Genomic DNA, 24,904 nt, shown 5'->3' on the forward strand with positions numbered 1-24,904 from the left:
TTTTCTCCTCATTAGAAAAGATTCATACTCAAATACCGCTCTCCCGTGTCAGGCGCAATGCAAACGACCCGCTTACCCACTCCCAGCCTTTTGGCAATCGTGATGGCAGCAAAGACCGAGGCACCCGATGAAGGACCGACGAGAATCCCTTCCAACGCCGCAAGCTGCCGCATGCTTTGTAGGGCCTCTTCGTCTGCGATTTGAATGATTTCATTATAAATGCTTGTATTGAGGATGTGCGGAACAAAACCAGGGCTCGTGCCGACCAGTTTATGTGGACCAGGCTTTCCGCCAGATAGTACCGGGGAGCCTTTTGGCTCGACGACAGCGATATATAGCTCCGGGAGCTTTTCGCGCAATGCTTCGCCCGTTCCGGTAATCGTTCCGCCCGTCCCAGCTGTGGCGACAAAAGCATCCAGTCGACCATTCGTTTGCGCAAAAATCTCCTCAGCCGTCGTCGTTCGATGGATGTCCGGGTTTGCCTGATTCTCGAATTGCTGGGGAATAAAGCTGCGCGGAATCTCTTTTTGCAGCTCTTGCGCTTTGGCAATCGCCCCCGGCATCCTCAGCTCGCTCGGTGTCAATACAACCTCTGCCCCATATGCTCTCAAAATATTGATCCGTTCCTTCGACATATTGTCAGGCATGACCAAAATCGCGCGATAGCCTTTTGCTGCGGCATTCATCGCCAAGCCGATTCCGGTATTCCCGCTCGTCGGCTCTATGATCGTATCCCCGGGTTGAATCAGTCCCGCTTGCTCAGCCGTCAAAATCAGATTGTAGGCAGCGCGATCCTTCACACTCCCAGACGGATTGAATTTCTCCAGCTTCACAAAAACTTCTGCTGCTCCTTCAGGAACCATGCGCCTCAGTCGAACAATCGGCGTATTTCCAATCAATTCGGTAATGTTCTGGTAGACGCTCATCGTACTCCTCCTGGAAAATTTGCCTTATGATTATCTCTTAGTAATACTATAAGAATAATACAATTTTTCCGACCTGAAAATGATAAGGGTGCTCAAATGGGAAAAAGCTCTCGAATGAGAGCCTTCTTCCTGTCTAAAAACTATATTTTGCTTTTGTCTGATTCAATACATTCACCGCTTGTTGATACAGGCTGTTCGCGGTTTCTTTCACTTTTGCTTGCCCGCTTTTATCTACCGAGCCTTGGCGTTGCTTCGCCTGCGTGATTGAATCAGTCGCCGTCTTGACTGCCGCATGGATTGCTTTTTCCCGTTTCTCGGCATCCGGCACGGTCGTTTTGATTTCCGCCCATATCGCTTGGATATCCTTCATGTCGGTCTCCATGATGGCGATCATTTCTTGCATGTTTTTGTTTTTATCCTGGATCGAGCCATCCATGGTGTTCATCCCATCGACCAACACCTTCATACTGCCCACTGTTCCTTGCATGACCTCGAATTCCATCTTGCTCAAGCCTGGCTGCGTCGAATAGGTACGAATCTCTTCCAACAGTCTTTGCAGCTCCTCAATTTGATCGCTTGAAAACTGCGCTTCATCCGTAAATTGCAGCTCGTCCAAATACTTTGCTGTTTCAATCAGATCAGCCTCTAGCTTTCCTGTCTGTTCTACTTTTTTGGCGAAGTCGACACGTGCCGCTTCTTTGACGCTTCGTTCTGCTACTTCTTTCTTTTTTACTTCCGCTTCCTCGTTGATGCGCTTGGTTAATGTCGCCAATTTGCTTTCGTACGCGCTTTTATTTGTGGCGACAAGACTCGGCAGTCCCTTATTCTCTTCCATGAGTAGGCCGTCAAAATGGAGCTCATCACCCTCCACTGTGCCGATGATATCCTGACCAGTTGCCGGATTTTTCAGGGTCAGCTGCTCCCCATCCATCGTTCCCTCCAGCAGGATCGATTCGGTTTTCAGAACGGGGATGCTGTCTTCCGTTTCGACGATGGAATCTGTTATTTTTACGTTTACTTTCTCGTTATTTACCGTGACACTCGTGTATAGCATACGTGTATCGTCTTCGTACAAATACCCTTCCGCCAGTGTCACAGGAGCAAAGAAACGATAGCCTGCGTATCCCAGCAATGCGACGATGACCATAGCCATGACGATCATGATGCTTTTGTTTTTTTTTCCCTTCATGCTGCGGCGACCCCTTTACCCACAAATTCTATTACGTTTGACCTATTTTCCTGCCAAAACGTGCCATAGTTTAATGATACATGAATCGCGGGGGAAAACCCTATGAGTCTAAAGGCCAAAACAAGATTAATAGAACGTATTACCAAAATCGTGACTGAAATCGAGTGTTTGACCTTCTTCGATTGTAATCGTGGAGAGTTCATATTTTAAATGTAATAGACTAATCCTTACAAATGAATCCCAATTTCTGATGTAAGGTTTCAATATACTTGTGAAATATTCATCAATAGGCTCATTAATATTGCGAGTGGTTTGTGCTGATACGACCAAGATGTGATATTCTCCAGCCGGTAAGTTACCAACCTCGTAATTTCCATATCCATTTGCTTTTGCAGCAAATAATCCCACGTTTTTTTTGGTACTGTACCTATTGCAAATATACTCTCTTCATCATCAGTGAGCGTATTCTTATCATAACCTTTGGAAATGAGTAGAATCCTTGCATTCACATCCGGCTTCGTCCCAACAAAATCGTTATACTGCCAAGTAATCGTACCCTTGAGCGATCCCTTTTGGGTAGGAATTGCTGGTTGTGCTACTTGTCCTACGACATTATTTTGTTGGCCTACCGTTTCAACCGGATAAGCTGCTGGCATCGCCACGTCCGTTGTACTTTTCCCCTCCGCCGATACAGGTACAGCATGTGACTGCTGATTTGTGCCCGCTTCCTGACCTGTAGACACCGGACTTACGGGTGCGGGCTGATTCGTTTCCTTTTTCGCTACGGGTCGCGATCCTAGTAGATCATCAAGGTTTTTCCCAGATAGAAAATAGCACCGCTGGCAATTCCGAGGATGATGGCAATTACCAATAAAAAAGTAAGGAGTTCTTTGAAAAATCCGGGTTTCTTCGCTTTTGCTGTGTTGGCATCTGCCATGGTACCCCTCCAGTTTCTCTATCAAGTTATGTGGAGATTTTCCAATCAATATTTTACCAATAGATAGATTCTAGGTCTAGGTTCCTATGACTCGCATTGCACAGGCTAGATATAGCAAAAAGCCGATGTCTTCCCAACATCGGCTTCAAGCTCTCTCATTCTTGTTATACCTCAACCATTTCACGCTCGGACGGATAATACATGCCTGCAGCACCGAGCACACCTGCTTCCGCACCAATTGTAGTCAACTGGATGCTCGCTTGGTTTGCCATCCGAGCGATAGAGCGCTTGCGAATGACGTTCTTCGCTTCTGCAAGCAGTAGCTGTCCGTTCTTCATCACACCGCCACCAATGACAATCACCTGCGGATTGAACAGATGGATCAGATTGGTCAGCCCGACCCCGAGATAATAACCAGCTTCCTTCATCAAGGTCATGCTGAGTAAATCTCCCCGAACCGCTGCCTCTCCTACCTCTCTAGCCGTTATCCTGCTCAAGTCATTCCCATTTTCAACGAGCAACGAGCTTGTAACACCCTGTCGAAGCTGCTCCCTGGCTCTACTTGCCAAAGCCAGCCCAGACGTGTAATTTTCCAGGCATCCTCTATTCCCGCACACGCACTGCGGTCCTTTTGGATCAAGCGAAATATGCCCGAACTCCCCAGCACTATCGCCGATACCTGTAATCAGCCGTCCTCCACTAATAATACCAGCACCAACACCCGTACTGACCGTTACATAGATCAAGTCTTTCGTGCCTCGTGCACTTCCAAACGCCCATTCTGCTACCGCTGCTGCATTGGCATCATTGATCACTTGCACGGCTACGCCAAACCTCTCCTGAAGCATCGCGCCGATCGGCACATCGCTCCAGTTTAGATTGCTCGCAAAAATGACCATTTGACGCTGCGTATCAATAATTCCCGCAGTGGCAATCCCGATCCCGCGAATGCGTGAGAGATGGATGCCACTATCATCTAGAACAGTCTGCACCAAATCACCGATACGACTAATGACTGCCTGCGCTGCCTCTTTTGTTTGGGTCGCTGCGTTCGCCTGCCTGAGGATATTACCATGCTCATCGACGATCGCGGCCATGATCTTCGTGCCTCCCAGATCAATCCCGATGGCATATGGTTTGTCTTGATTCATCTTCCGCTTCACATCCTTGTTGTCCATTCACGATTGAAAAATGGCGTCCAACGCTTGGGACGTATGCACGATCAATTGCTCAGGCAACTGGCTATAAGGCGAGATTTCCGGGATGATGTAGCCTTCATACCCGATCTCACGCAACGCTTCCACCACGCGGTTCCATGGGATATCGCCAGCGAGCAGCGGCACGAAACCTGTGATGTTGCCTGTCGTTGTCTTGAAATCTTTGACGTGAATAGCTTGGATTCTCTTGCCCAAAATGCGAATCCATTGCTCAGGAAAACCGAATTGCAACACGTTGCCTACATCAAAATAAGCGCCTACCCACGGACTGTCTACTTCATCGATCAAGCGGGCCATCTCCAGTGGACTAAGCAAAAACTTGTTCCACACGTTTTCTACCCCGATGTATACCTGATGCTGCTCCGCCTTTTTCGCCAAGCGCTGCAAGGCTTCACACGCTCGCTCGTAGGCCGTATCATACGACACCTCAGCCGTTACGAGACCTGGGACGACGAGGACGGTCCGTGAGCCAAAAATGCTTGCCGCCTCTATCATTTTCTCGACAACACGAATGCCTTGCTCGCGGATCGCTTCCTCATTGTGTGTCAATGGATATTTCCATAAAAGAGCAGTAGAGACGCTTGGCAGCTCCAAACCGAGCTCGCCAGCCTCATCTGCTAGCCCCTTTAATTCCTGCTCTGTCATCTCTAGATGAAAGGGAGCATCTCCCTCGTCCAAATTTAGTTCTACCCCTTGAAAGCCATGTGCTTTCGCCTGGCGAAACATTTCTTGCACGCTCGTTTCCTTTGGGAAGCACCAAGCATTGATTCCCTTTTGAAAAGCCATGCGCCTCACTCCCCTTTTCTCAAAATGGTGACCGGCTTTTCTTCTTGTGCCGATTGATTCGCTGCCAACGTTACTTCTAGCGTCTTTCTTGCTGATTCATACGGCGACAGAATCAAGCTGCGGTCCCCAGTCATAATCGCTGTAATAAACGCCCGATCTTGCTCCACATACATATCCACCGTGCTCTCTTTTGTACGTGTTCCCTGCTCATCCATGATCGCTAATTTCTTTCCGTCAATCATGATGCGGAAATCTTTGCCCAAGATTTCTACATTCGTACGGTGATCCGGCTGGATGAAGCACGTATCCAGATGTCCTAGTGCCCCTGACTGAAACACCATACTAATGGAAGTCACGTCTGGAATATCGATGTTTGGAATGTCACGCGAGACGAGCAAGGCCATCTGCGCATAGACTTTCTCGATATCTCCTGCCAAATACCGCATCATGTCCAGCGTATGTGTCGCCTGCTCGACAAGCTGTCCACCCGACTTGCCCATTTCCCTCCACCAAGGTGTTGCAACGAACTTGGTCAAATAATGGCCCCGGACGAGTGCAATCGACTTGCCCTCCAAGTACGCTTTCGCTTCCTGCACGATATCGAGATAGCGTAGGCAATAGCCAGTCGCAGTGATAATCCCTGCCTTTTCAATCGCTGCTTGCTTTTCGTTTACTTTCTGAATGTCGAGTCCAATTGGCTTTTCCACAAACAAATGAATGCCTTTCGCCGCCGCCGTTTCCTCAATCTCTTCATGTGCAAAAGGAGGGACACATACGAACAAAGCATCCAGCTTTTCTGCCTCCAATAGCTCACGCCACGAGGTGTAGCCATGCGCCCCAATGCGCTCAGCAGTTTCTATAGCCGCCTCTTGATTCACGTCGCACACAGCAACGACCTTTACCCTTTCGTCCGTCAACAAGCCTTTTAGATGATGCTGCCCGATTCCACCTACGCCGATCATGCCTACACGTACACTCATGCGTCCTTCACCGTCCTAGCGTAATACGACTGGTTGCTTCTGTTCAGCGGATCGATAAGCGGCGAGTGCAACTTCCACAGCCCGCAAGCCGTCTTCACCCGTAATCGACGGCGCTTTCTTTTCTCGCACGCTGGTGACGAAATCCTTGACCAATTGACTGTCCATGTCATCGCCCCAGTTGACCCACTTCAAGCCTTTTTCATTGGAATACACATCCAGCTTTTGAGAAAAAGCGTCTAGCGAAATTGTGCCCTCTGTCCCGATAATTTCCATCGTCACGTCTCCCCATGTCGGGAAGGACTTGTTGCGAGACCAGCTGCAATCGAGTGTGGCAAATACCCCATTCTCAAATTCCATGGTCAAAATGCCGCAATCATCAATCGGCGTATCGGAAAACTTGCTGTCTATCTCCGCGTAAACCTCACGCACTTCAGCGTTCATAAACCAACGCATCAAATCAACAACGTGAACCGTGTGATCGATCACTGCACCTCCGCCGGATTTCTCGGGATCAACGAACCAACCACCAGGATTTTGTCCGCGGTTCGTACCCCGGATTGCCATGACCCGTCCGACCTTGCCTTGCTCCACCAACTGCTTTGCTCGAACGACAGCCGGATGGAATCGCACGGGGAATGCTGTCTGCAAAATGACACCTTGCTCGCGGCAAAAGTCGATCATCTCTGGAGCAGCCTCGGCTGTTGTCGCCAACGGTTTTTCGCACAAGATGTGCTTGCCAGCCTTCGCTGCCGCTAACGTATGCTCTTGGTGCTTGGCGTTTTCCGAGGTGACGATGACCGCATCGATATCCGTTGCGAGCAGCTCATGATAATCGGCGAAGAACGGAACACCAAACGTTTCAGCCGCCGCCTTTCCACGCCCTTCATCCTCATCTGCTACCCCGACCAATTGAACCCCATCTAATTTCGCAACCGCATTTGCGTAACTGTATGCATGCATATGTGCAACACTGATGATTCCGATTTTCATGTCCAGTCCCCTCCTACACCAAAGTTACGGGTTTGCCCGTTTCGATTGACACAAGCGCAGCACGAGCGATTTCTACCGCTTTCACGGCGTCTTCTGCTGTCACGAGTGGCTCCAGATCACGGTCGATGCATTCGATGAAATGCTTCAGTTCTCTGAAATACGGATTTTCACGTAGCGGACTCTCCGGAACTGCGACTCCACTCATGCCTGCTTGCTTCGAGCGATTAACCGCCACTAGCGGTTTTTCCTTCGAGCTGTCGTAGGAAATGATGCCTTCCTTGCCTGCCAGCTCCATTTTCATCGCAAAGCCTTCATGTGCCCACGAGCCTTCCACATGTGCAATCATGCCGTTCTTGAAGCGAAGCGTAACCAGCGCGTAATCCATTCGGGCAAAGCCTCGACCAAGCAAGCCCTTCGCGTACACACGCTCCACATCTCCGAAGCACCAACGCAAAAAGTCAAAATCGTGAATGATCATATCTAAAACAAGGCTGCCACTGTTTTGGTAGTCCGCGTACCAGTCATTCCACGCTGTCGGGAAGATACCACCGCGGAACGTACGTGCCACACCCACGTTGCCAATCGCGCCGTCATTTACCAGTTGACGGGACTTTTCGTACTCTGGGAAAAAGCGCAAGACGTGTCCGACGAACAGCTTGACGTTTTTCTCCCGGCAATAATCAACAATAAAGCGAGCTTCTTCCTTATCACGAGCCAGCGGCTTTTCGCAAATGACATGCTTGCCTGCATCCGCAGCCTTTTTTACATACGTTTTATGCAGGTATGTAGGTAAACACACGTCTACGATGTCAACCTGCGCCAGTTTTTCTATAGCCTCTTCATAGCTTTCAAACCATTCTGTTTTTGTCTCGGCTGCCAGCTCTTTTCCTCTCTCGCTACGGATATCGACGATCCCGACCAGCTTAACGTTCTCCATGGCAGCATACGATTTCGCGTGAACAGTCCCCATGGTTCCTGCTCCGATTACCAGAACATGATGCATAATGGTTCACTCCTTTTGGGAAAAAGTCTATTTGGACCCAGTTAGGGTAATTCCCTCGACAAAATGCTTTTGCAAGAAAATAAAGACGATGATCATTGGCCAAATGGCAAGAACGGAGCCCGCCATCAATATCGGGTAGTTCGTCAAATTGGTGTGCTCGCCCGTCAAGTACGCCAAGCCAGCAGAGAGCGGCATTTTATCAGGCGTGCTGTTAACGATGAGCGGCCACATCAGGTCGTTCCAAGACCACAACGCTACGAAAATAGCGAGTGCGATCAAGCCGGGCTTCGCCAACGGCAGCATAATTCTCCAGTAAATCTGAAAATGGTTGCAGCCATCGAGCTTCGCCGCTTCTTCCAGTTCTTTCGGCAGCGACATGAAAAACTGACGCAGAAGAAACGTGCCGAATGCACTGAACAAGCCCGGTACAATCAATGCTGTCAACGTATTCAGCCAGCCGAGCTCTTTCATGATCATAAATTGTGGGAGTAGAAACACCTGACCTGGCACCATCAAAACGGTCAAGAACAGGATGAACAAGGCGTTTCGCCCTGGAAATTCAATCCGCGCGAATGCGTACGCCGCAAGCGAGCAAAGGAATACTTGCCCGACTACCTTCGCCGCGGTTGTGATCACGGTATTCCAATAAAAGTCCAAGAACGGCAGCATCTCAAAAATATGGGTGTAATTCTCCCATTGATATTTGGTCGGCAAAATGACCGGAGGCACCTGTGTCGATTCGCCCAGTGACTTGAGCGAAGTGAGAACCATCCAGATGAATGGCGCAATCATCACGAGAGCACCTGCAATCAACAGCAGATGAACTAACAATTTCTTGGTCGTTTTATTCCGACTCGTATAAACACTCATTCCCTATCCCTCCCGTCTGTTCAGCTTTGATTAATCATAGTGAACCCATTTTTTCTGCAACTTCATTTGAATAGCCGTGACAATCAGGATCATCACCAGAAGCACGACGGCAACTGCGGCCGCATAGCCACCGTTTCCTGATTCAAATCCATTGGTAAAGAACAAGTACGCCATCGTCTGCGTTTGCTCAGTAGCCGGATTGCCCATTTTGCTTCCGAGCATCAGATAAATCAGGTCAAATACTTGAAAAGCCCCAATCAAGGAAGTGATACTGACAAAAAAGATTGAAGGAGTCAACAGCGGCAACGTAATCTTGAAAAACATGCGAACCGGTCCCGCTCCGTCAATTTCTGCCGCTTCATAATAGCTTCTCGGGATGCCTTGCAGTCCGGCCAGAAAAATCACCATGTTGTATCCGATGGAACTCCAAACAGCAACGATAATCACCGCATACAAAGCAATGGCGGGATCAGATATCCAGCGTGGGCCCTCGATGCCTATCAAGCCCAGCAAATAATTGATCAGACCGTAATCAGCGTTGTACAACCATCTCCACACCATCGCCACCGCTGCCGCCATCGTCACAACGGGCAGGAAGTACAGGGTGCGATAAATCGTAATCCCCTTAATTTTCTGATTAAGCAGCACAGCGATAAAAATGGAGATAGCAATACCTACTGGAACTGCGATTACTGTATAAATCAGCGTGTTTTTCAGTGCGATCCACAAATAAGGGTCCTTTAACAACAACTCATAATTATGTAAGCCGGCCCACTTGTACTTACCGAATCCTCCCCATTTGGTAAAGCTTAAATAAATGGTTTGTACGATCGGCCATAAGTAGAAGACACTCAACCCGATCAGTGTGGGAGCAATCATGAGATACGCCCAGAACCAATCACTTCTCTTCATGCGATTCAACGATTTTTTCGTTTTTGGCTGGACGGCGGCGTGCATTTCAGGCTGCAACTGGCTGCTCATCGCATTCATTCCCTCCTGACATAAGCTTTTAAAAAAGATGGCCTCGTCCATGATACGAAGCCATCCATCATGGACCTTTTATTCCTGGCTAAGCATTTCGTTCATTTTTTGCGCAAGCTCTTTGGATGCATCCTCTACGCTCATTTGTCCAGCCCAAGCCTTGGTCATGAGCTCTGTTTCCAGCTTGGCCCACTTTGCCGTATCTTTGGAGATCGGATACGGTTTCGCTAAAGTTGCCTGATCAATAAAAATTTTCAGATTAAAGTTGGGTATGGATTGTAACCATGTATCCTGTGTTCCGTTAAATGCCGGAATCGCAGCACCCGATTTTGCCAGGATTTCTGCCCCTTCTTTCGAACCCAAGAATTTCACGAATTCCCATGCTTCCTTCGGATGCTTGGTATTAGCCGAAATCACGTTGCCCAGGCCGTGAATGACGCTTGTGTTCTCTTTCCCTTTTGGAAGATACGTCACGTCCACTTTGTCCTTTGTATACTCATTCTTATTAAAAGCGGATGCCATCCATGATCCGTTGTACATCATCGCGATTTTGCCTGATTCAAACAGTTGTGTTGCCTCTGTTTCGGACAATTGTGCTGCTGTTGGCGATGCTTTTTCGTTGATTAGATCTGTCCAAAACTTGAGGCCTTCGATCGTTTCCGGTTTGTCATAGCCGGACGTTTTCCTGTCTTCCGAAATGATATAACCACCGCTTTGATAGATCGTGTTATAAAATCCGTCCTGTCCATAAGGAGGTGCTGCAATTCCCCAAACGCCTTTTTTCTCATCAGTCAGTTGCTTTGCTACTTCCTTCAGCTTGTTCCAATCCCAGGTTTCGTCTGGATACGGTACTTTTGCGTCGTCAAACAGCTTCTTGTTGTACCAAAGGCCAATCGTGTCGAAATCTTTCGGTAGCGCGTAGTTTTGTCCATCGTAGGTGTAGAGATCAACGAGAGCTTTCGGATAATTGTTCAGATCGATGCTATCTGCCTTAATTTGATCTGAAAGCGGCAAGAGCATGTCATTCGCTGCGTATTTAATAATACGTGGACCATTAATCCAAAAAATGTCCGGCAAGGTGCCACCCGTTGCGGCTGCCTCCATCTTTGTCCAGTATTGCTTGTTAGGCGTTAGCTCAATTTTGATGTCCACGTTCGGGTTCTTTTCGTTAAACTTTTTCGCCATTTCCTCCATCGCAGGCAATTGGTTTTTGTCCCACAGCGCATAGGTGAGCGTTACCTTTTCGCCTGAAGCAGTACTGCCAGTCGTTCCAGCTGGTGCGGAGCTTTGTCCGCCGCCCGAACATCCTGCCACTGCTACCAAGAGAGCAGCCATTGCAATCGAAACCAACTTCTTCATCAGAAATCCCTCCTCGATTTACGTTCTCCTCTTTTACCCCCCAAAATATTGCCAAACACGACACGCTCCCCTTTTCGACTCGCCCCCTTTCAACAATTTTTGATAGGTAAGACTTTCTTTTTCCAATGACCAAATAAAGTATATAAAAAGATGTTACAAGCTGAAGTGAAACACATCTTGTAACAAAACAGCAGCAGCAGCCTTGACCTCGAAATCAGCCCCCAATACAGTTGGACGGAATTCCAGCCCTTCGACCATCGTTCCCATCGCTTGAGCCATCACTTGTTTTTGGATGCGCTCAAACAACATTTGGTTGTCCCTGATCATTTCTCCACCGAGTATGATCAGGCTCGGGTTGAACAAATTCACCAGATTCACAATGCCGATCGACATGTACGAAGCGATTTCGTCAACGATGTCTTGGCATACTTGATCCCCTTGATGCAGCGCTTGGCGAAAGACATCAAATGTAATTCTTGTCATATCTCCGTCAGCCAAATCCATGACGAGCGTTTCTTTTCCGCGCGTAACAGCGGACAGTATGCCTGAGTAAATGGCCGGCCACGCCACGTAGTTTTCCAAACAGCCGACGTTGCCGCAGTCACAGCGCATCCCGCTTCGATCAACTGTCGTATGCCCGAATTCACCTGCTCCACCACGACTTCCGCGGAAGATGGAACCGTTTACAACGAGTCCCGAACCAACCCCTTCTCCTACGGTAACAAACAGGAGATTATCAGCATTCAGTCCACCACCGAAGTTTTTTTCTGCCAGGGCAATTGCATTGGCATCATTGTCGAGCCATGTTTTTAGCCCAAAACGCTCTTCTGCCATGCCCTTTAACGGAACATCATGCAAGCGTAGCTTGGAGTTGAAACGGATGACCCCACTCGCTGCATCGACAATCCCTGGTGCGATGATAGAAATACCTATACAACGGCTAACATCATCCACTGACTGGAGAAAGTCCCCGATCGAATCCAGCACATACTGGATGATCAGATCACTCACTTGCCCAGCTTTTACCGGATAGATTTTCTTTTGCTTTGTAGCCGCTTCTAAATTCATTTCGGCAATCGTAATCGCTGTATTCGTAATAGAGACGCCAATCAAAAATTTACCATCGGGACAAAAGCGGACCATAATCGGCTTTCGACCACCTTTTGACTCACCTGTACCATCTTCTGCAACCATACCGTCACGGATCAGCTCATTGACGGCCGAGGTGACTGTCGTTGGACTGATGCCCTGCTTTTTAGCGATATCACTTCGCGAGATGGGCCCAAACTGGCGAATGGTGTCAAGTATAATAAAGCGATTGAGCTCTTGAATTAGTTTTAGATCTCCAGTTCTGCGCATCGTTTCGTTCATCCTTTATTTTTCCAATGACTTTATAAAGTGATCATACTGAAATTTGTATTTTTAGTCAATTTTGTTTTTTCTTATATTTCGATCAACTTTTTCTGATTGAATATAATCACAAGAACCTCCCTTACCGTTAGAAAAGGAGGTTCTTCTTTCTTTGTTCTTATTCTGTGGACTCGTAGGTATAAAACTCACCCGTCAACGCATCTATTTTTGCATCGAATAAACTCGGCAGGGTATAAACGAGAGACGCTTTGCCTTCTTCTTGCAAGATATACTCTAGCTGCAATGGATATTTCTTGAGCAAAGCGGCCGCCGCTTCTTCCTGGGAGATTGCCTTCTTTGGATCAGACATCACTCCATCGACCTTTTCATTGAGATCGATTCCCATGACTTTCCCAGTGCTGGCGCTGATCGAGATACACGTCCGCCAATCCTCTACAGGAATCCCTTGCTCTTGCTTCACAAAATCGAAGGAGTATTGATTTGTACTTTCATGATGCTCTCCGGGCTGAAGTAATAGCAGCTCGCCTGTATCAGCAGGAACGATCTCTGCTAATACATTCATGGCAAATTGCAAAGCCTGCTCTTGCGTCAATTTTTTGGCAGATGCCTTTGACGCACTTGTATCTACGACACGATAGTACACGATTGAACCTGTTTTCGGCTCGATTAACATGCTCCCAATCCATCCGTCTTCAGTCCTCCACGAATAATTCGTACGCCCCTCCCATTTGCTTGTTTTCCAGAAATCATCGATAATCACAGGTTTTTCACCAGTTAAATCTTCAAAAAAGACATTTCCTTTGGAAAAATCATAACCCGTACGCTGAGTCAGATACGCTTGTGCTTCTTCGCGCGATTGTGCTAAGGGCTGGCTGGGACTCTTTGGTTTCACATTCACTTTGCTATGATAAGGCATATTCACGCTGTCTTTGCCGGACACAGCATCCAACTTACCGGAAAAAGCTGGAACGTAGAGGAGCTTGTATGTTTTTCCATCTTGATCGAGGGAATACCGTAATTTCATATAGGCGGACAGCTGTTTCTCGGCTTTTTCTTTGGATAGGATCTGATCCAATTTCGCGAAGGAAATTTTTTCGATTGGTTTGCCAAGGGATTTTCCTGTGATTTGCCCTTCGTGATCAACTTGTATCTGAACGATGTCGTCTGTGAAAGGAACTCCGTTGACCATCCGTACAAACTGAATGGTATTTGTTTCACCATCGAAAACCTTCGCAACCCCATCCCCATCCAACTGATATCCTGCCATGTCTTCTCCGTACAACTTTTTCATAAACGACACGGCTATTTCTTTCGATTTGTCGATCGGGTAAAGCGTTTGGCTCTTTTGGTTATATAGCTTGTGTTTGCCAAACTCAAGCAGATCACCAGTATTTTTGTCGAGCACCAAGATAACGAATTCGCCTTTGTTTTCTTTAGACTTGTAGTTATTCACGAGCAGATAAGGAGTGTCTTTCAATACTACTTCCGTAACAGGGTAATCTTTCAAATAAGGGATGAGACTGGCTGCTTTCTTCACCCCTTTTTCGACCAGCGTATTTATTTCGGGTGTCATTTGCTCTACTTTTATTTTTTCCAGCGCGTTCTTTCCTGCCAGTGCACCGCTAGAAGATGACATCGCAATACTTGCAGCCATCAGGAGGGACACAGCGTGCGTAACCTTTTTCATCATTTTTCTTCCTTTCGTCTGTTTATTTTTGCTTTCTCACATTCATTATTCGAACCTCCATCTGTTTTGTTTCAATTTTCCTAAAAAAAATCACATATAAAAACATTCCTCCGATGAATCGAAGAAACGATGGGTTATTGGAATGGAAAATGACAAATCGTTATTTTTATCAAGGCATTGTATGACTTTTTCACATAAGCTATTTTGTCAATCCGAAATAAGTGGGAAATATTTCTTGATTAATATCATGAACATTAATATAATAATAGTGAATTTGGAATTTTAAGGAGGGGCTTCTATGAATACTGCAATTGCGATTCTTACTTTTATTGGAGATCTTATCCCATTAGTCCTCCAACTGTTAAAAGCCTTTGCTTAATTTCCAAACGAACAAATAGGGGCTGCTCCTCCGTCATTTTCATGACTGGAGGGACAGCCCCTTCCCACTTATTGGGTATTCACATTTCCTTCTGTTTCTTCTGTCTCTTCCACTACCGGCTCATCTACATAACCCTCGACGCCTTCAACTGCCGTTTGTTGTTGAACTTGCCAGAGAGCCGCTACATTTATTGGCTCCCACCCTACGAGGGAAGTGTGTGGTTGCAGACATTTGTATACCTTGCCTTGATAGCTGACCAAATCACCAGCTACGTAGCTTACATTTGGCGCCCATGCTGGGGTTCCCGGATTTGCAGCATCTGTTACACCTACGACCTCGACGCTCTTCTGTGAAGAATTACCTGCTGCATCCTTCGCTACCACAGAGAAGGTATAAGAAGTGTTAGGCGTGAGTCCCGTGATAGTTGCAGTCGTAGTCGTTACATCCGCAGCTAATGCTGTCCCGTTGTAAACCTCGTAATTCGTCACCGCGATATTGTCTGTAGAAGCAGCCCAGCTCAGACTGATACTCGTGCCTGTTTTCCCTGTTATGACTAGATTGGTGGGTGTGCTTGGAGGTTGATTGTCTGGCTGAATCGTATCCGTCGTAACCGCTACCTCATTACTTGCTACTGAGGAATTACCTGCTGCATCTTTCGCCTTCACAGTGAATTGGTACGTAGTGCCAGCTGTAAGCCCGCTAATCGTCGCATTTGTACCGGTTACCGTTTTCGCAAGCTGAGTGCCATTATATACCTCATAGCCAGTAACCCCTACATTGTCGGTAGCAGCCCCCCAACTCAGGCTAACACTTGTCGCTGTTTTTGCAGTCGATTGGAGATTCGCTGGTGCTGTCGGCGGTACGTTGTCGACTGGAGCCGTCCCGCCCAGGAGATCGCCATTCACTTTGTCTAACAGAACCTTGCTACGGTCTCCGCTAAATTCCCAGAACATTGCGCCACCCAATCCTTTGGATGTTAGATAAGAGGTTTTGTGACCGATTGAGGTCACATCGTCATAGCTAATATATGTTTTCGAAGACGGGTTGAAGAGGTAGGGCACTTTTGCAGCGTCATTCCAGTAGCGTGTGAAGCCATTCTTGTTCACATAATTATTTTGGATATCCGTGAAGTCAAGCATACCAGCTTCCCAAGTTCCTGTTGAAGGCCCGGTGCAATTTTGATACTCCCCATTGTTCGCCGTTCCGCAACCCGACCAGCCCCTTCCGTAAAACGGAAGTCCGAGAACGAGCTTGCTGGCAGGAACACCGTCACGAAGATGCCCCTCTACAGCTGTTTGGATATTATAGGTTTGAGCATTTGGCAAACCTGCTGCTCCTGCTGCCGGATCATAGGCTAACGGCGCGTTATGTCCAGTCTGCTTTTGGAAGGCTCCATAGAAGTCGTAGGTCATAATATTAATCCAATCCACAACCCGGGCAATATTCCCCAGCTCTGTATTTGCTGCATAACTAGGGCCGGCACCAGAGGCAATCGTCAAATAGTACTGTTTGCCATCCGTTACCTCAGCCGCATCGAGTTTGTCTCTGACAGCCTGTAGCAACAACGTATAATTTTGCTTATCTTCTGGACGTTTGCTGTTTGCTGGCAAGCCTCCTTCAACTGGGTACTCCCAATCGAGATCGACCCCATCCATCTGATATTTCCGAATAAAATCTACCGAGGACTGTGCAAATACTTGGCGTGCAGCCGGATCTGCTGCTACATCCGAGAAACGATTGGACCAAGTCCAGCCCCCGATCGATATTAATGTCTTTAATTGAGGATTTTTTTGCTTTAATTTTGCCAATTGATTCAGATTTCCACGAATCGGCTGATCCCACGTATCTCCTGGAAAGGATTTTTGCACATCAATCCATTGATCTCCGAGGACAACCGTACCATTCGGGGCATTAATATTGCCTACTTCATCCTGGCAAGCCCACGTTTGTGGATTTGGCCCCGTTGGATCTGGGTTACCGTGTCTACCATTCCAGCAAATATCCGCAAATGCGTAGTTAATATGCGTTACTTTATTGGGATCGATATCCGTTACATTGTAGTTTCGTCCATACGCTCCCCACGAGGGATAGTAGCCAATAATTTTGTAATTGGATACCGCTGTCGCCTCCGCTTGATTTTCCTCTGCTTGCGCCGCCTGTGCCGCCATAGGCAATACGGAGGTGACAAGCAGGGCCCCTACCATTAGTACATTCCTTACACAGTTCTTAAATTTCATAGTATCCCTCTCGATCTTCATGGATTTTGTTACAAATCCATCTTATTACGGCTTCTATCACAATATGCTAAAGCGCTTACATAAATGGTAATAAAAGGGTAAATCGAAGCAAATGAACATAAAAAAACCCTCCCTTCCGACCTAGGGAAGAAAAGAGAGGCTGGGTGGACTGGGTTCAAATCTCTAGTTCACCAAGTCGAACGAGTTCGACTACTGCCTGAGACCCGTTCCTTGCACATTTCACATAGGTTAGTCCCTTTCCCCCCACCCCTTCACTCCCGAAATAGTATCGTAAATAGACTCTCTCCTTAAAAAGGAAACAATAATCCTATTTGTACGTATAACATGTAAATGAAATATTGGAGTGATGATAGAATGTTCTCAAATGACTTCGAACCATCTTTCTCTAGTGGTTTTGGTCCGCCCTGGTGGTTTATAGTGATTGCTGGAATAATTGTACTTTTCATCTTAGCAGCGATCATTAATGGTATTAGGGTTTGGATGTCAAATAATGCATCTCCCATCCTAACTCATCCTGCTAAAGTAATTAGCAAGCGTACAAAAACATCAGGTGGCGGTAATGATACCATGGTATCTACTTACTATTACATTACTTTTCAACTAAGCGATGCCGAAAGAGTGGAGTTCCAGGTAAGGGGTACTGAGTATGGCTTACTGGTCGAAGGAGATACAGGTATATTAACTTATCAGGGCACCAGATATAAGGAATTCAGCAGACGACCTTTGTAAAATAGGGTCGTCTTTCTACATTCCTATCTCATCTCTATATCCCTCTCATCACAATTTCTCTAATGTTAAATGACGCCATGTCCTATGCCCCTCATGCCCGAGCTTCTCGACGCTTCCCAAAATGGTTGATAGAACAATATTTTACAAAAAATTGAAATCAGGTTATGATATTATCAGAATATTCGACGAAGGAGGTGATACTTATGAAAAAGCTTTTTGCTTTTGCTCTAGCAGTCGTTATGGTAATGTCAGTCTCTACGGCTGCTTTTGCATACAGTAAACCAAATTGTAGTAGCAGTGGCGGCGGTGGCGGCAGTTGGGGTGGTGGTGGCAAAAAACCCAATGAACACCATTGTACACCATATTAATCCCAGATAATTTGAGTAAGCCTCCAATTGGGGGCTTACTCAAATTATCTGGTAACTCATGCCTGCGGACATACTGAGTTTTATGAAAAAGGTGGGTTTACTCCTTGCCCTGATGGTGTCTGGAGGAAATAGTATAACTATCGTATCCAGTTAACATTTCCGCCACTTTCACATCCAACTCACGTCCTCCGCCCTTTGCCAGCTATCATCATGGCGAAATTGGCAGCATCCACAGATTCCCTTATGATCGTTCTCCTTCCACTTCACTTACGCTCTCACGTCTCCTTCCTCCCTTTAACAAAACGTGTGATTTGTCAATGAATTACAAATGCTGTAAAATGATAAAAAACTAAGTGGTGAAAATCCAATGAAAAAATTTGAAAAAGGAATTATTTATTTCTTTAGCTTTATTTTCTTTCCAATCGGACTGATCGTTTGGATCGTTTCCTTGTTTAACCAAAATCAGCAATTCAAAAGTGTTGGACGAACAGCTTTATATTTCGCTGCTACCTCATTTTGCATCCAGATCCTTAGAGGGGTCTTAAATTTTGTTCTGTACACGAACACTACTCTCAACTATTAAGATTCGGCATTCAGCTGATGTTGTTTTCGACACAGATACTCATCGTATTTACCAGCCCTTTTATTTAAGGGCTTTTTTCCATAATGGTGAACCAATTATTTGCTTCGAAATTCTTTTCCGATATCCTTCACAACAACTTGTCTATTCAAGACTTGTCAAAAGACGAACTCCTTACTGTATTTGTACAGTTGAAAGGGGACAAAGACTACTGGAAGGATGTTAGTTGGTTTCGAAGCAGTAATAGTGAACAGATATTCCTTGTCCTTAGGGAACCAGTTAAAAACTACTCTTCCCGAAGATAAGCCAACTTGATCACCATACAAATTGTGTAAATGACCATAAAAATCACATTTTTTACACCCATTTTATTTTTCTTGTACAAACGCCATCACATAGTTCGTTATATGACATACCCTAATTTTGGGGTTACCCTCAATCACAATTAAGGAGTGACATTAATGAGCGCTGGCTTTTTTGATGACTTTTCTTTAATTTTGGTTCTCTTCGTCCTGTTAGTAATTGTTGCTTGCAGTTGCGATTAATTTTCAATGTCCATGGGCGGCTTTATAAGCTGCCCTTTATACATAATTGCCCTTTAAACTGTGTCGTTAATTTGGATAAGCATTTATTAAATGAATTTGCGTATCAATTAGCACATTTGCGATTACCATAGGCTCGTATCAGTTGCCAATCTTTCTCCAATTGCATTCTCTATACCATGTGAGAGAAGTGAGCTGAATGGCTGGCCCACGGAGGCGAATTATTCGCGTAACTCATCTCAAATTTAATATGAAAGCTCGTTTAAAAGGAGGTTGCCAGAATTGGCGGCGCAAAAAGGTGTTACAACTTCGTCGAAAAGAGTGTCCTTAGAAATACAAAGAAAGAATCGTAGAAAAGCAGTCCGATTAATCAACAGAATCGTAGTAATAAGAACAATATTTGATACATTTACTGGCTGTTTGCTCAGTGTCGGACCGAATGGTTTTCGCGTTCGGGTCTACACTGGTAGCAATGAGACGTTCACCATCATCACCATTCCATTAAATTTTGTTATAAACCTCTTTCCTTTCCCTTGCAATTGCTAGGTTCAAAGCCCCAGTCCAACGGGGCTTATACATATTATTCAAATTGAGCATGGTGATGAGTCTTGTATCCAACCCCAATCATAAAAAAGCCTTCCTTCCGACCAAGAGAAGAAAAGCGAGGCTGGGTGGATTGGGTCTGATTGGAGGATTGAATTGATTGTTGTAAATGGCATAATCAGTAATGTACTCACTATCGCTGCCCATGGACCGCGAGTGATCCGGTCTGGTCACTTGTTTGATTTGTTCTGCCGCCTTCTCGGAGTTCATAACTGGCAGTAATCGATGCTTCCCGTTCGTGGAAGGTCAGATTTGCACAGCCCGTACTTGCGTAATGGATATTCTCGGATGAATTGGCTTCTGGTTGCTCAGTAATAAGCTGTGCAATACGGGCTGGAGCGTTCTGCATATGCGGCATTGTTTCTTCAAGGTGCATAGCACAATTCAGATTCCAAGCTGCGGCAGCCAAATGATCTTCTTGGTTGTCGCCTGCCATATACTGAAAGATGTGCCTTAGAGCGCTAGCGCTATCCATAAACTCACGGATCGGCATGCCTCTTTCCCAATTACGTCCGTCGCCATATTTGACTTCGCCAAGCTCACTCCGGACTGCTATGCGCCGAATCGCTATGAGTGAGAGCAAATCATATATTATCTTCACCCTTTCACTCCCAAAATAGTATGTTAAGTCGCTAATGCCATTGCAATTCGCTTGATCATTTCATCATTCTGAATCTTGATCCAACCAGCTCCCGGATAAAACTTCTCAACCTCAATCACATAGCCTCCGCTCGCTGACTTCACAAATTTATCCGCTCTGAATAGTTGTCCGTCCATCTCGATCTCTTTGTAACTTGGGGAAGTATCTAGGTCAAAAATGGTTAGCTGCTTGCCCATTGCTTTTTTCAGACTCTCTTTCTTTTTCATTCTCTAGGGGTAACGTCAAAATAAAAATTTTTTAATTTTCTGTAACCTTTTCGATATTTCTACGACTTATCTATTGGATATGAAATCCAAAAACACTAATTCGAGGTGCTTTCAATGAAAAAGTTTGTTGCTGTCGCTTTAGCAACCGTTATGGTTCTATCACTATCTAGTGCTGCTCTAGCATATGGGGATGGTAGGGGGCATGGTAAAGACCTTCCTGGTGGTACTCCCGGTTACCCGCCTGGCTATTGCCCTAAAGGACATAATTCAGGGGCGTGTAGTGTTCCCTGGTAGTTTTATTCCTGCGTAAGCCTCCGAACCTTGGGGGCTTTCTTAATTTAATTTCTCTTTTGTAACTTCCGATTCGTTTTGCTAGGTGCGCATCCATTGCTTGTTTTCTAATATGCTCATGTTGTTCATCTGTGATATTTTGAATGATGCATTTTTTACCGTTCAGCATCCCAATCACAGCTTCGTTTTCCTGAATCTTGCCCCATTCAAGATACTCATCACTTAATATCGCCCGATCAAATTTCAGGGTCAGCTCCAACATTCTTTTCACCTTCCTCAACAATATGACTTGCGATTAGCCCTGTAATAGTGCCCTCCGTTCCTTCTGCTACCCATTCTTCGCAGGAAGATCAACTGCTCCCAGTAAAAGGTGCTTGAGACTCTTCATAAGTGGGATCAAACAGTTCCTACAGGTTGTAACTTTGGATTAACACTCAATGTTTATCTTGAAAAGAGCGCTACATCTAATAGAAATGTGTAACCTATTTTATTTGTATGAGTTACATCTTGAGCATTGCGATAAGTCTTGTATCCAACGACAATCATGTTAATGAAAAAAATATGGCGCGAAAACAACATAAAAAAACCCTCCCTTCCGACCAAGGGAAGAAAAGGGAGGCTGGGTGGACTGGGTTCAAATCTCTAGTTCACCAAGTCGAACGAGTTCGACTACTGCCTGAGATCGACCTTTGACACCTAATTTTTGCATGACATTACTAATGTGATTGCGCACTGTCTTTTCGCTGATGAAGAGTTGTCCGGCAATCTCTTTGGTTGTCTTATCTTGGACCAAGAGTTCAAACACTTCTCTTTCGCGATTCGTTAACAACGGCTTGGTTTGGTCGCTACCCTTCAATCGTGCCACCCCTCCTTGTGGGCTCTACAGGAACAAGGTTGAGGGATTACAGAGTCACCTTATCCTATGATGGGGGGTGGGTGATGGTGCCGGAATTTCAAGGATTTTAGGCTTTTGCCTTACATCCTATTCAGAAAATGGGCAATGGGTTCCGAACACCGCTGAGAAACCTCTTCGACATCCGCCGTAAATTTTTCCGTTCGAGACGACGATGGCCGCCAGTTGTCCCCCGTTCAGATCGCGACGAGTTCGCCTCGCCTGATGAGATTGCCATCGGAACCCAAGGCCAACACCGCCCCCGACACTCCAGTCTATTCACCCGACACATATACTGCTCCCTACAATTCGACTTCCATTCCATTATTTTTAACCGGATCAACCAAAAATGCCCTCGATTCGTAAAAAATCAAGGGCACTACAACTTAAATAAATGGGGTACGACTATACGTCTGTTCGAATTTATCACGCAATCCTTTGGCCAATAGGCTAAAGGAACCGATTGCAAGCATATAAGCAGCAAGTGGGATCAGGAAGATCCACGTGTAATTCGTGTAGACAAAGCTTCTATAAGTCCCGAGCAGTCCTGCCCATTCTTGTGTGATCGAGTGAAACTCAACAGGGTCATAGTACATAGTCGTGCCGCCTACATAAAGACCAAATATCCCGAGAAGACCCATCAACGTCATGGTGGCAATAATCTCTGTCACCAGGACAATGACCAGATGCTCCTTCAAATGCGGCAGGATGTGGCGAAAGATGATCTGATCCCGCCCGGCCCCCAGCGAAGTGGCAGCTAAAACGTACTGGGATTCTTTGATTTGCTCCGTTTTTTGACGGATGGACGCAGCTACCGAAGGCGTCCCTAGGATTGCCACGACCACTACAAAAAACAACACGAGCGTAAACGTTGGCAATTCGGGATTGATATTGATTCCTCTCAATAAAAAATAGACAGGAATAAATATGGGCATGTACCCCCAGGCGTTCTCAATCGCAATCCACCAACGCTGCTGCTTGTCCAATATTCCAATATTCAGTCCGATCCATGCTCCCATCAATAATCGCAAAAACGCAATCATGAGCGTAATAAAAATGGTATACGGTGCCCCGTGGAGCAGTTTTGTAAGCAAATCATAGCCCCATTTATCCGTACCCAACAGATGCTCGCTTGACGGTGCCAAAGGAGGCGAAATGATCACTTGCTTCCCGTTCACCATCTCATTACGCACTTTCGCCTGGTAATCGATGTCATAGGGGGCTAAATAGGGTCCGGCTACACCGATAATGATTAAAAATAATACCAAGATACTGCCTAGCCATAAAGACCAATTGAACCGTTTCCTCATACCATACCCTCACTCATTCCAAAAAAAGTCTGGGTTATTTATATACAACCGCGCGTTCAATCACATACAAAATGAGACGAATCAATCCATAGACCAAAATGGATAGCAAAATGATACCTAACAATCCCATGACAGCAGCATTGAATTCGTAACTGCCATCTTTGCTAAAAATAAAGCGGGTCAATCCTACGACGTTTAATAAGTACTCAACAATAAACAAGTTGGCTACCGAAATCGCAATCGTCTTCTTTAAATCAGCAATGAGAAACGGCTTGATATTTTTATAGACGTGGTGAATGAGAACATGCCAGATCCCCATCCCCTTGGCAAGAGCTGTTTTAATGTAGTCTTCGCCGCCGATTTGTGCATACTTCAGACTGACTACCTTCATAAGAAAAATCGTTGGTCCAATGGACAGTAGCGTGATCGGAAACCAAGTACTCTCAGAGTCACTTACAGGTGACAGGGTGATAATTCGAATGTTCGTCATCTTGTAAAATCCGACCGCACCCACAATCGAAACAACGATCAGGATAAAATCAGGAATGGTGGCAAGTAAATTCAAAACCTTTTGAAATTGACGTACAATCCGAAAGCGCTGCAATAGCAATCCAAAAATAATACTAGCAAGAACGGCGACAATCACACTTGAGAATAGTAGTTCAAAGGAGCTAATTGCAAATGGGAGGATATCCTCTGCGATGCTCCTTTCCGTTTGCCCGGAATAATAGGTTCCGAGGGAGCCTTCTGCAAACTGCTGAATCAGATATACCGCATGGACTACGATATTTCCTGGTTCGAACACGATTTCTTCCTTTTGCGTATATAGCATGAAAGGCCCGCCGCAAACGGCGATAACCAGGAGAAACATCCCAATTAATTGTTTTACATAGGTCAAGCTCTCATACCCCCTTACTAGTTCCAACAATACACTATCTATTAAAAATCATCTAGACAATAGAAAATATTTTTTTTTTTAATTCTATTCAAACAGAAATAAAAAAGTGGCTGAGCAGGATAGCCTGTCAACCACTTCTCCATTCATGGGAACAGTTGATTCGAAAAAGATGATAGCTGATCGATTACTTCGTAGAAGAAGTAGCTACACGCAGCTGCTCATTTTTCATGAGAAGATTTTGAATCGAAGCAGTGAATGGTTTTCTTACTCCGTCTTTCAAACGTGGTACCATTGGAATCATCTGATAGACCTCCCTTCTGACAATATCTTCTTAAGAATAGCATTTTTCCTTATTTAACGTCAATTGCGTCCATTCTCAAATAGGAAGCGAGCTGATTGATTTCGGATAGGTAGATGTTTTCTTGTCCATAATACCCCTCCTGCTCCCCTGCAAGCTGTGCAAATTTCGAATAGAGCCGGTTCAGATAAACATGATTAGCATCTGCATGAAAGGTTACTTGTTTCACGTGGTCATTCTCTTCCTGGACCTGTCTGATAAGATGGCGAAAGCCTTTTAGAAATACCCTGCTCCTTCGATATTTTTCTTCAACGATGACGGAATGGATATAGCAAATTTCTCCCTCTGGGTCTGGTTGCCTGTCTGCTGTCAAGTATTGATAATGGCCCCATCCGATCAATTTACCTCGCTCGTCTTCTATGAGGATCAAATGAGAATCCGGGAGAAACGTCAAAATATGAACGAGCGTGTCACTAAGGGAAAACATAGGGCTAAATTCCAATCGATTGCGCATAAAGAATAGCGTGAATTGGGCAAAATCATTGTCACTGGTACATTTTCTAAATTGAACATGCATCCTTTACACACCGCCT

The 24,904-nt window shown here is 45.7% G+C and carries 25 protein-coding genes; 3 read left to right on the forward strand and 22 right to left on the reverse strand.

All coding sequences use genetic code 11. From position 1 onward, the window contains the following. Nucleotides 1–11 precede the first annotated feature (11 nt). From cysK to E8L90_RS14410, 15 genes are all read right to left on the reverse strand, one after another. A complete protein-coding gene (gene cysK / locus E8L90_RS14345; RefSeq protein WP_137029975.1) occupies nucleotides 12–926 on the reverse strand; it encodes a cysteine synthase A in 915 nt (304 codons plus the stop codon). A 133-nt stretch (nucleotides 927–1,059) separates the two neighbouring features. Further along, the gene (locus tag E8L90_RS14350; RefSeq protein ID WP_137029976.1) at nucleotides 1,060–2,115 is read right to left on the reverse strand and encodes a hypothetical protein; all 1,056 of its coding nucleotides are present in this window, start codon (nucleotides 2,113–2,115) and stop codon (nucleotides 1,060–1,062) included. Nucleotides 2,116–2,375: 260 nt separating this feature from the next. Continuing rightward, nucleotides 2,376–2,777, reverse strand: coding sequence for a hypothetical protein (locus tag E8L90_RS30795; RefSeq protein ID WP_244297227.1), 402 nt, complete (start codon nucleotides 2,775–2,777; stop codon nucleotides 2,376–2,378). Between the two features lie 134 nt (nucleotides 2,778–2,911). Continuing rightward, entirely contained in the window at nucleotides 2,912–3,052 is a 141-nt protein-coding gene (locus E8L90_RS30800; protein ID WP_244297228.1) for a hypothetical protein, read from the reverse strand. Between the two features lie 164 nt (nucleotides 3,053–3,216). Beyond that, complete coding sequence (locus E8L90_RS14360) at nucleotides 3,217–4,203, reverse strand: ROK family protein (RefSeq protein WP_137033445.1); 987 nt, start codon at nucleotides 4,201–4,203, stop codon at nucleotides 3,217–3,219. A gap of 27 nt (nucleotides 4,204–4,230) precedes the next feature. Then, nucleotides 4,231–5,055, reverse strand: a complete 825-nt coding sequence (locus E8L90_RS14365; RefSeq protein WP_137029977.1) for a sugar phosphate isomerase/epimerase family protein — start codon at nucleotides 5,053–5,055, stop codon at nucleotides 4,231–4,233. Nucleotides 5,056–5,060: 5 nt separating this feature from the next. Next, nucleotides 5,061–6,035 carry a Gfo/Idh/MocA family protein gene (locus E8L90_RS14370; protein ID WP_137029978.1) on the reverse strand — a complete coding sequence of 325 codons (975 nt, stop codon included), beginning with the start codon at nucleotides 6,033–6,035 and terminating at the stop codon, nucleotides 5,061–5,063. 15 nt (nucleotides 6,036–6,050) lie between these two features. Then, on the reverse strand, nucleotides 6,051–7,025 hold the full coding sequence (locus E8L90_RS14375) for a Gfo/Idh/MocA family protein (protein WP_137029979.1): 975 nt from the start codon (nucleotides 7,023–7,025) through the stop codon (nucleotides 6,051–6,053). Between the two features lie 13 nt (nucleotides 7,026–7,038). Continuing rightward, complete coding sequence (locus tag E8L90_RS14380) at nucleotides 7,039–8,028, reverse strand: Gfo/Idh/MocA family protein (RefSeq protein ID WP_137029980.1); 990 nt, start codon at nucleotides 8,026–8,028, stop codon at nucleotides 7,039–7,041. 27 nt (nucleotides 8,029–8,055) lie between these two features. After that, nucleotides 8,056–8,898 carry a carbohydrate ABC transporter permease gene (locus E8L90_RS14385; RefSeq protein ID WP_137029981.1) on the reverse strand — a complete coding sequence of 281 codons (843 nt, stop codon included), beginning with the start codon at nucleotides 8,896–8,898 and terminating at the stop codon, nucleotides 8,056–8,058. 30 nt (nucleotides 8,899–8,928) lie between these two features. Then, nucleotides 8,929–9,888 (reverse strand): carbohydrate ABC transporter permease, encoded by a 960-nt coding sequence (locus E8L90_RS14390; protein ID WP_137029982.1) that lies wholly within the window; start codon nucleotides 9,886–9,888, stop codon nucleotides 8,929–8,931. A gap of 69 nt (nucleotides 9,889–9,957) precedes the next feature. After that, nucleotides 9,958–11,238 (reverse strand): ABC transporter substrate-binding protein, encoded by a 1,281-nt coding sequence (locus E8L90_RS14395; RefSeq protein WP_137029983.1) that lies wholly within the window; start codon nucleotides 11,236–11,238, stop codon nucleotides 9,958–9,960. Nucleotides 11,239–11,391: 153 nt separating this feature from the next. After that, a complete protein-coding gene (locus E8L90_RS14400) occupies nucleotides 11,392–12,597 on the reverse strand; it encodes an ROK family transcriptional regulator (RefSeq protein WP_137029984.1) in 1,206 nt (401 codons plus the stop codon). 169 nt (nucleotides 12,598–12,766) lie between these two features. Next, nucleotides 12,767–14,296, reverse strand: coding sequence for a YcdB/YcdC domain-containing protein (locus tag E8L90_RS14405; RefSeq protein WP_137029985.1), 1,530 nt, complete (start codon nucleotides 14,294–14,296; stop codon nucleotides 12,767–12,769). A 447-nt stretch (nucleotides 14,297–14,743) separates the two neighbouring features. Continuing rightward, the gene (locus E8L90_RS14410) at nucleotides 14,744–16,933 is read right to left on the reverse strand and encodes a glycosyl hydrolase family 18 protein (protein ID WP_137029986.1); all 2,190 of its coding nucleotides are present in this window, start codon (nucleotides 16,931–16,933) and stop codon (nucleotides 14,744–14,746) included. A 354-nt stretch (nucleotides 16,934–17,287) separates the two neighbouring features. On the opposite strand from E8L90_RS14410, the gene E8L90_RS14415 reads away from it, so the two are divergent. From E8L90_RS14415 to E8L90_RS14425, 3 genes are all read left to right on the forward strand, one after another. After that, the gene (locus E8L90_RS14415; protein ID WP_137033447.1) at nucleotides 17,288–17,662 is read left to right on the forward strand and encodes a DUF2500 domain-containing protein; all 375 of its coding nucleotides are present in this window, start codon (nucleotides 17,288–17,290) and stop codon (nucleotides 17,660–17,662) included. A gap of 203 nt (nucleotides 17,663–17,865) precedes the next feature. Continuing rightward, entirely contained in the window at nucleotides 17,866–18,030 is a 165-nt protein-coding gene (locus E8L90_RS29930; protein WP_162309088.1) for a hypothetical protein, read from the forward strand. A 1,041-nt stretch (nucleotides 18,031–19,071) separates the two neighbouring features. After that, complete coding sequence (locus E8L90_RS14425; protein WP_084765727.1) at nucleotides 19,072–19,155, forward strand: YjcZ family sporulation protein; 84 nt, start codon at nucleotides 19,072–19,074, stop codon at nucleotides 19,153–19,155. Nucleotides 19,156–19,888: 733 nt separating this feature from the next. Here E8L90_RS14425 and E8L90_RS14430 read toward each other — a convergent pair. The 7 genes from E8L90_RS14430 to E8L90_RS14460 form a co-directional block, all read right to left on the reverse strand. Beyond that, entirely contained in the window at nucleotides 19,889–20,356 is a 468-nt protein-coding gene (locus E8L90_RS14430) for a dATP/dGTP diphosphohydrolase domain-containing protein (RefSeq protein ID WP_137029988.1), read from the reverse strand. Between the two features lie 23 nt (nucleotides 20,357–20,379). Continuing rightward, nucleotides 20,380–20,622 carry a hypothetical protein gene (locus E8L90_RS14435; RefSeq protein ID WP_137029989.1) on the reverse strand — a complete coding sequence of 81 codons (243 nt, stop codon included), beginning with the start codon at nucleotides 20,620–20,622 and terminating at the stop codon, nucleotides 20,380–20,382. Nucleotides 20,623–20,875: 253 nt separating this feature from the next. Further along, on the reverse strand, nucleotides 20,876–21,175 hold the full coding sequence (locus tag E8L90_RS14440) for a hypothetical protein (protein WP_137029990.1): 300 nt from the start codon (nucleotides 21,173–21,175) through the stop codon (nucleotides 20,876–20,878). 372 nt (nucleotides 21,176–21,547) lie between these two features. Beyond that, entirely contained in the window at nucleotides 21,548–21,769 is a 222-nt protein-coding gene (locus E8L90_RS14445; RefSeq protein WP_003387736.1) for a helix-turn-helix domain-containing protein, read from the reverse strand. A 422-nt stretch (nucleotides 21,770–22,191) separates the two neighbouring features. Further along, nucleotides 22,192–23,115: an ABC transporter permease gene (locus E8L90_RS14450; protein WP_137029991.1), complete on the reverse strand. Its 924-nt coding sequence runs from the start codon at nucleotides 23,113–23,115 to the stop codon at nucleotides 22,192–22,194. Between the two features lie 34 nt (nucleotides 23,116–23,149). After that, a complete protein-coding gene (locus tag E8L90_RS14455; RefSeq protein WP_137029992.1) occupies nucleotides 23,150–24,013 on the reverse strand; it encodes an ABC transporter permease subunit in 864 nt (287 codons plus the stop codon). 350 nt (nucleotides 24,014–24,363) lie between these two features. Continuing rightward, the gene (locus tag E8L90_RS14460) at nucleotides 24,364–24,888 is read right to left on the reverse strand and encodes a GNAT family N-acetyltransferase (protein WP_137029993.1); all 525 of its coding nucleotides are present in this window, start codon (nucleotides 24,886–24,888) and stop codon (nucleotides 24,364–24,366) included. Nucleotides 24,889–24,904 lie beyond the last annotated feature (16 nt).

Source organism: Brevibacillus antibioticus, assembly GCF_005217615.1.
Classification (GTDB): Bacteria; Bacillota; Bacilli; order Brevibacillales; family Brevibacillaceae; genus Brevibacillus; species Brevibacillus antibioticus.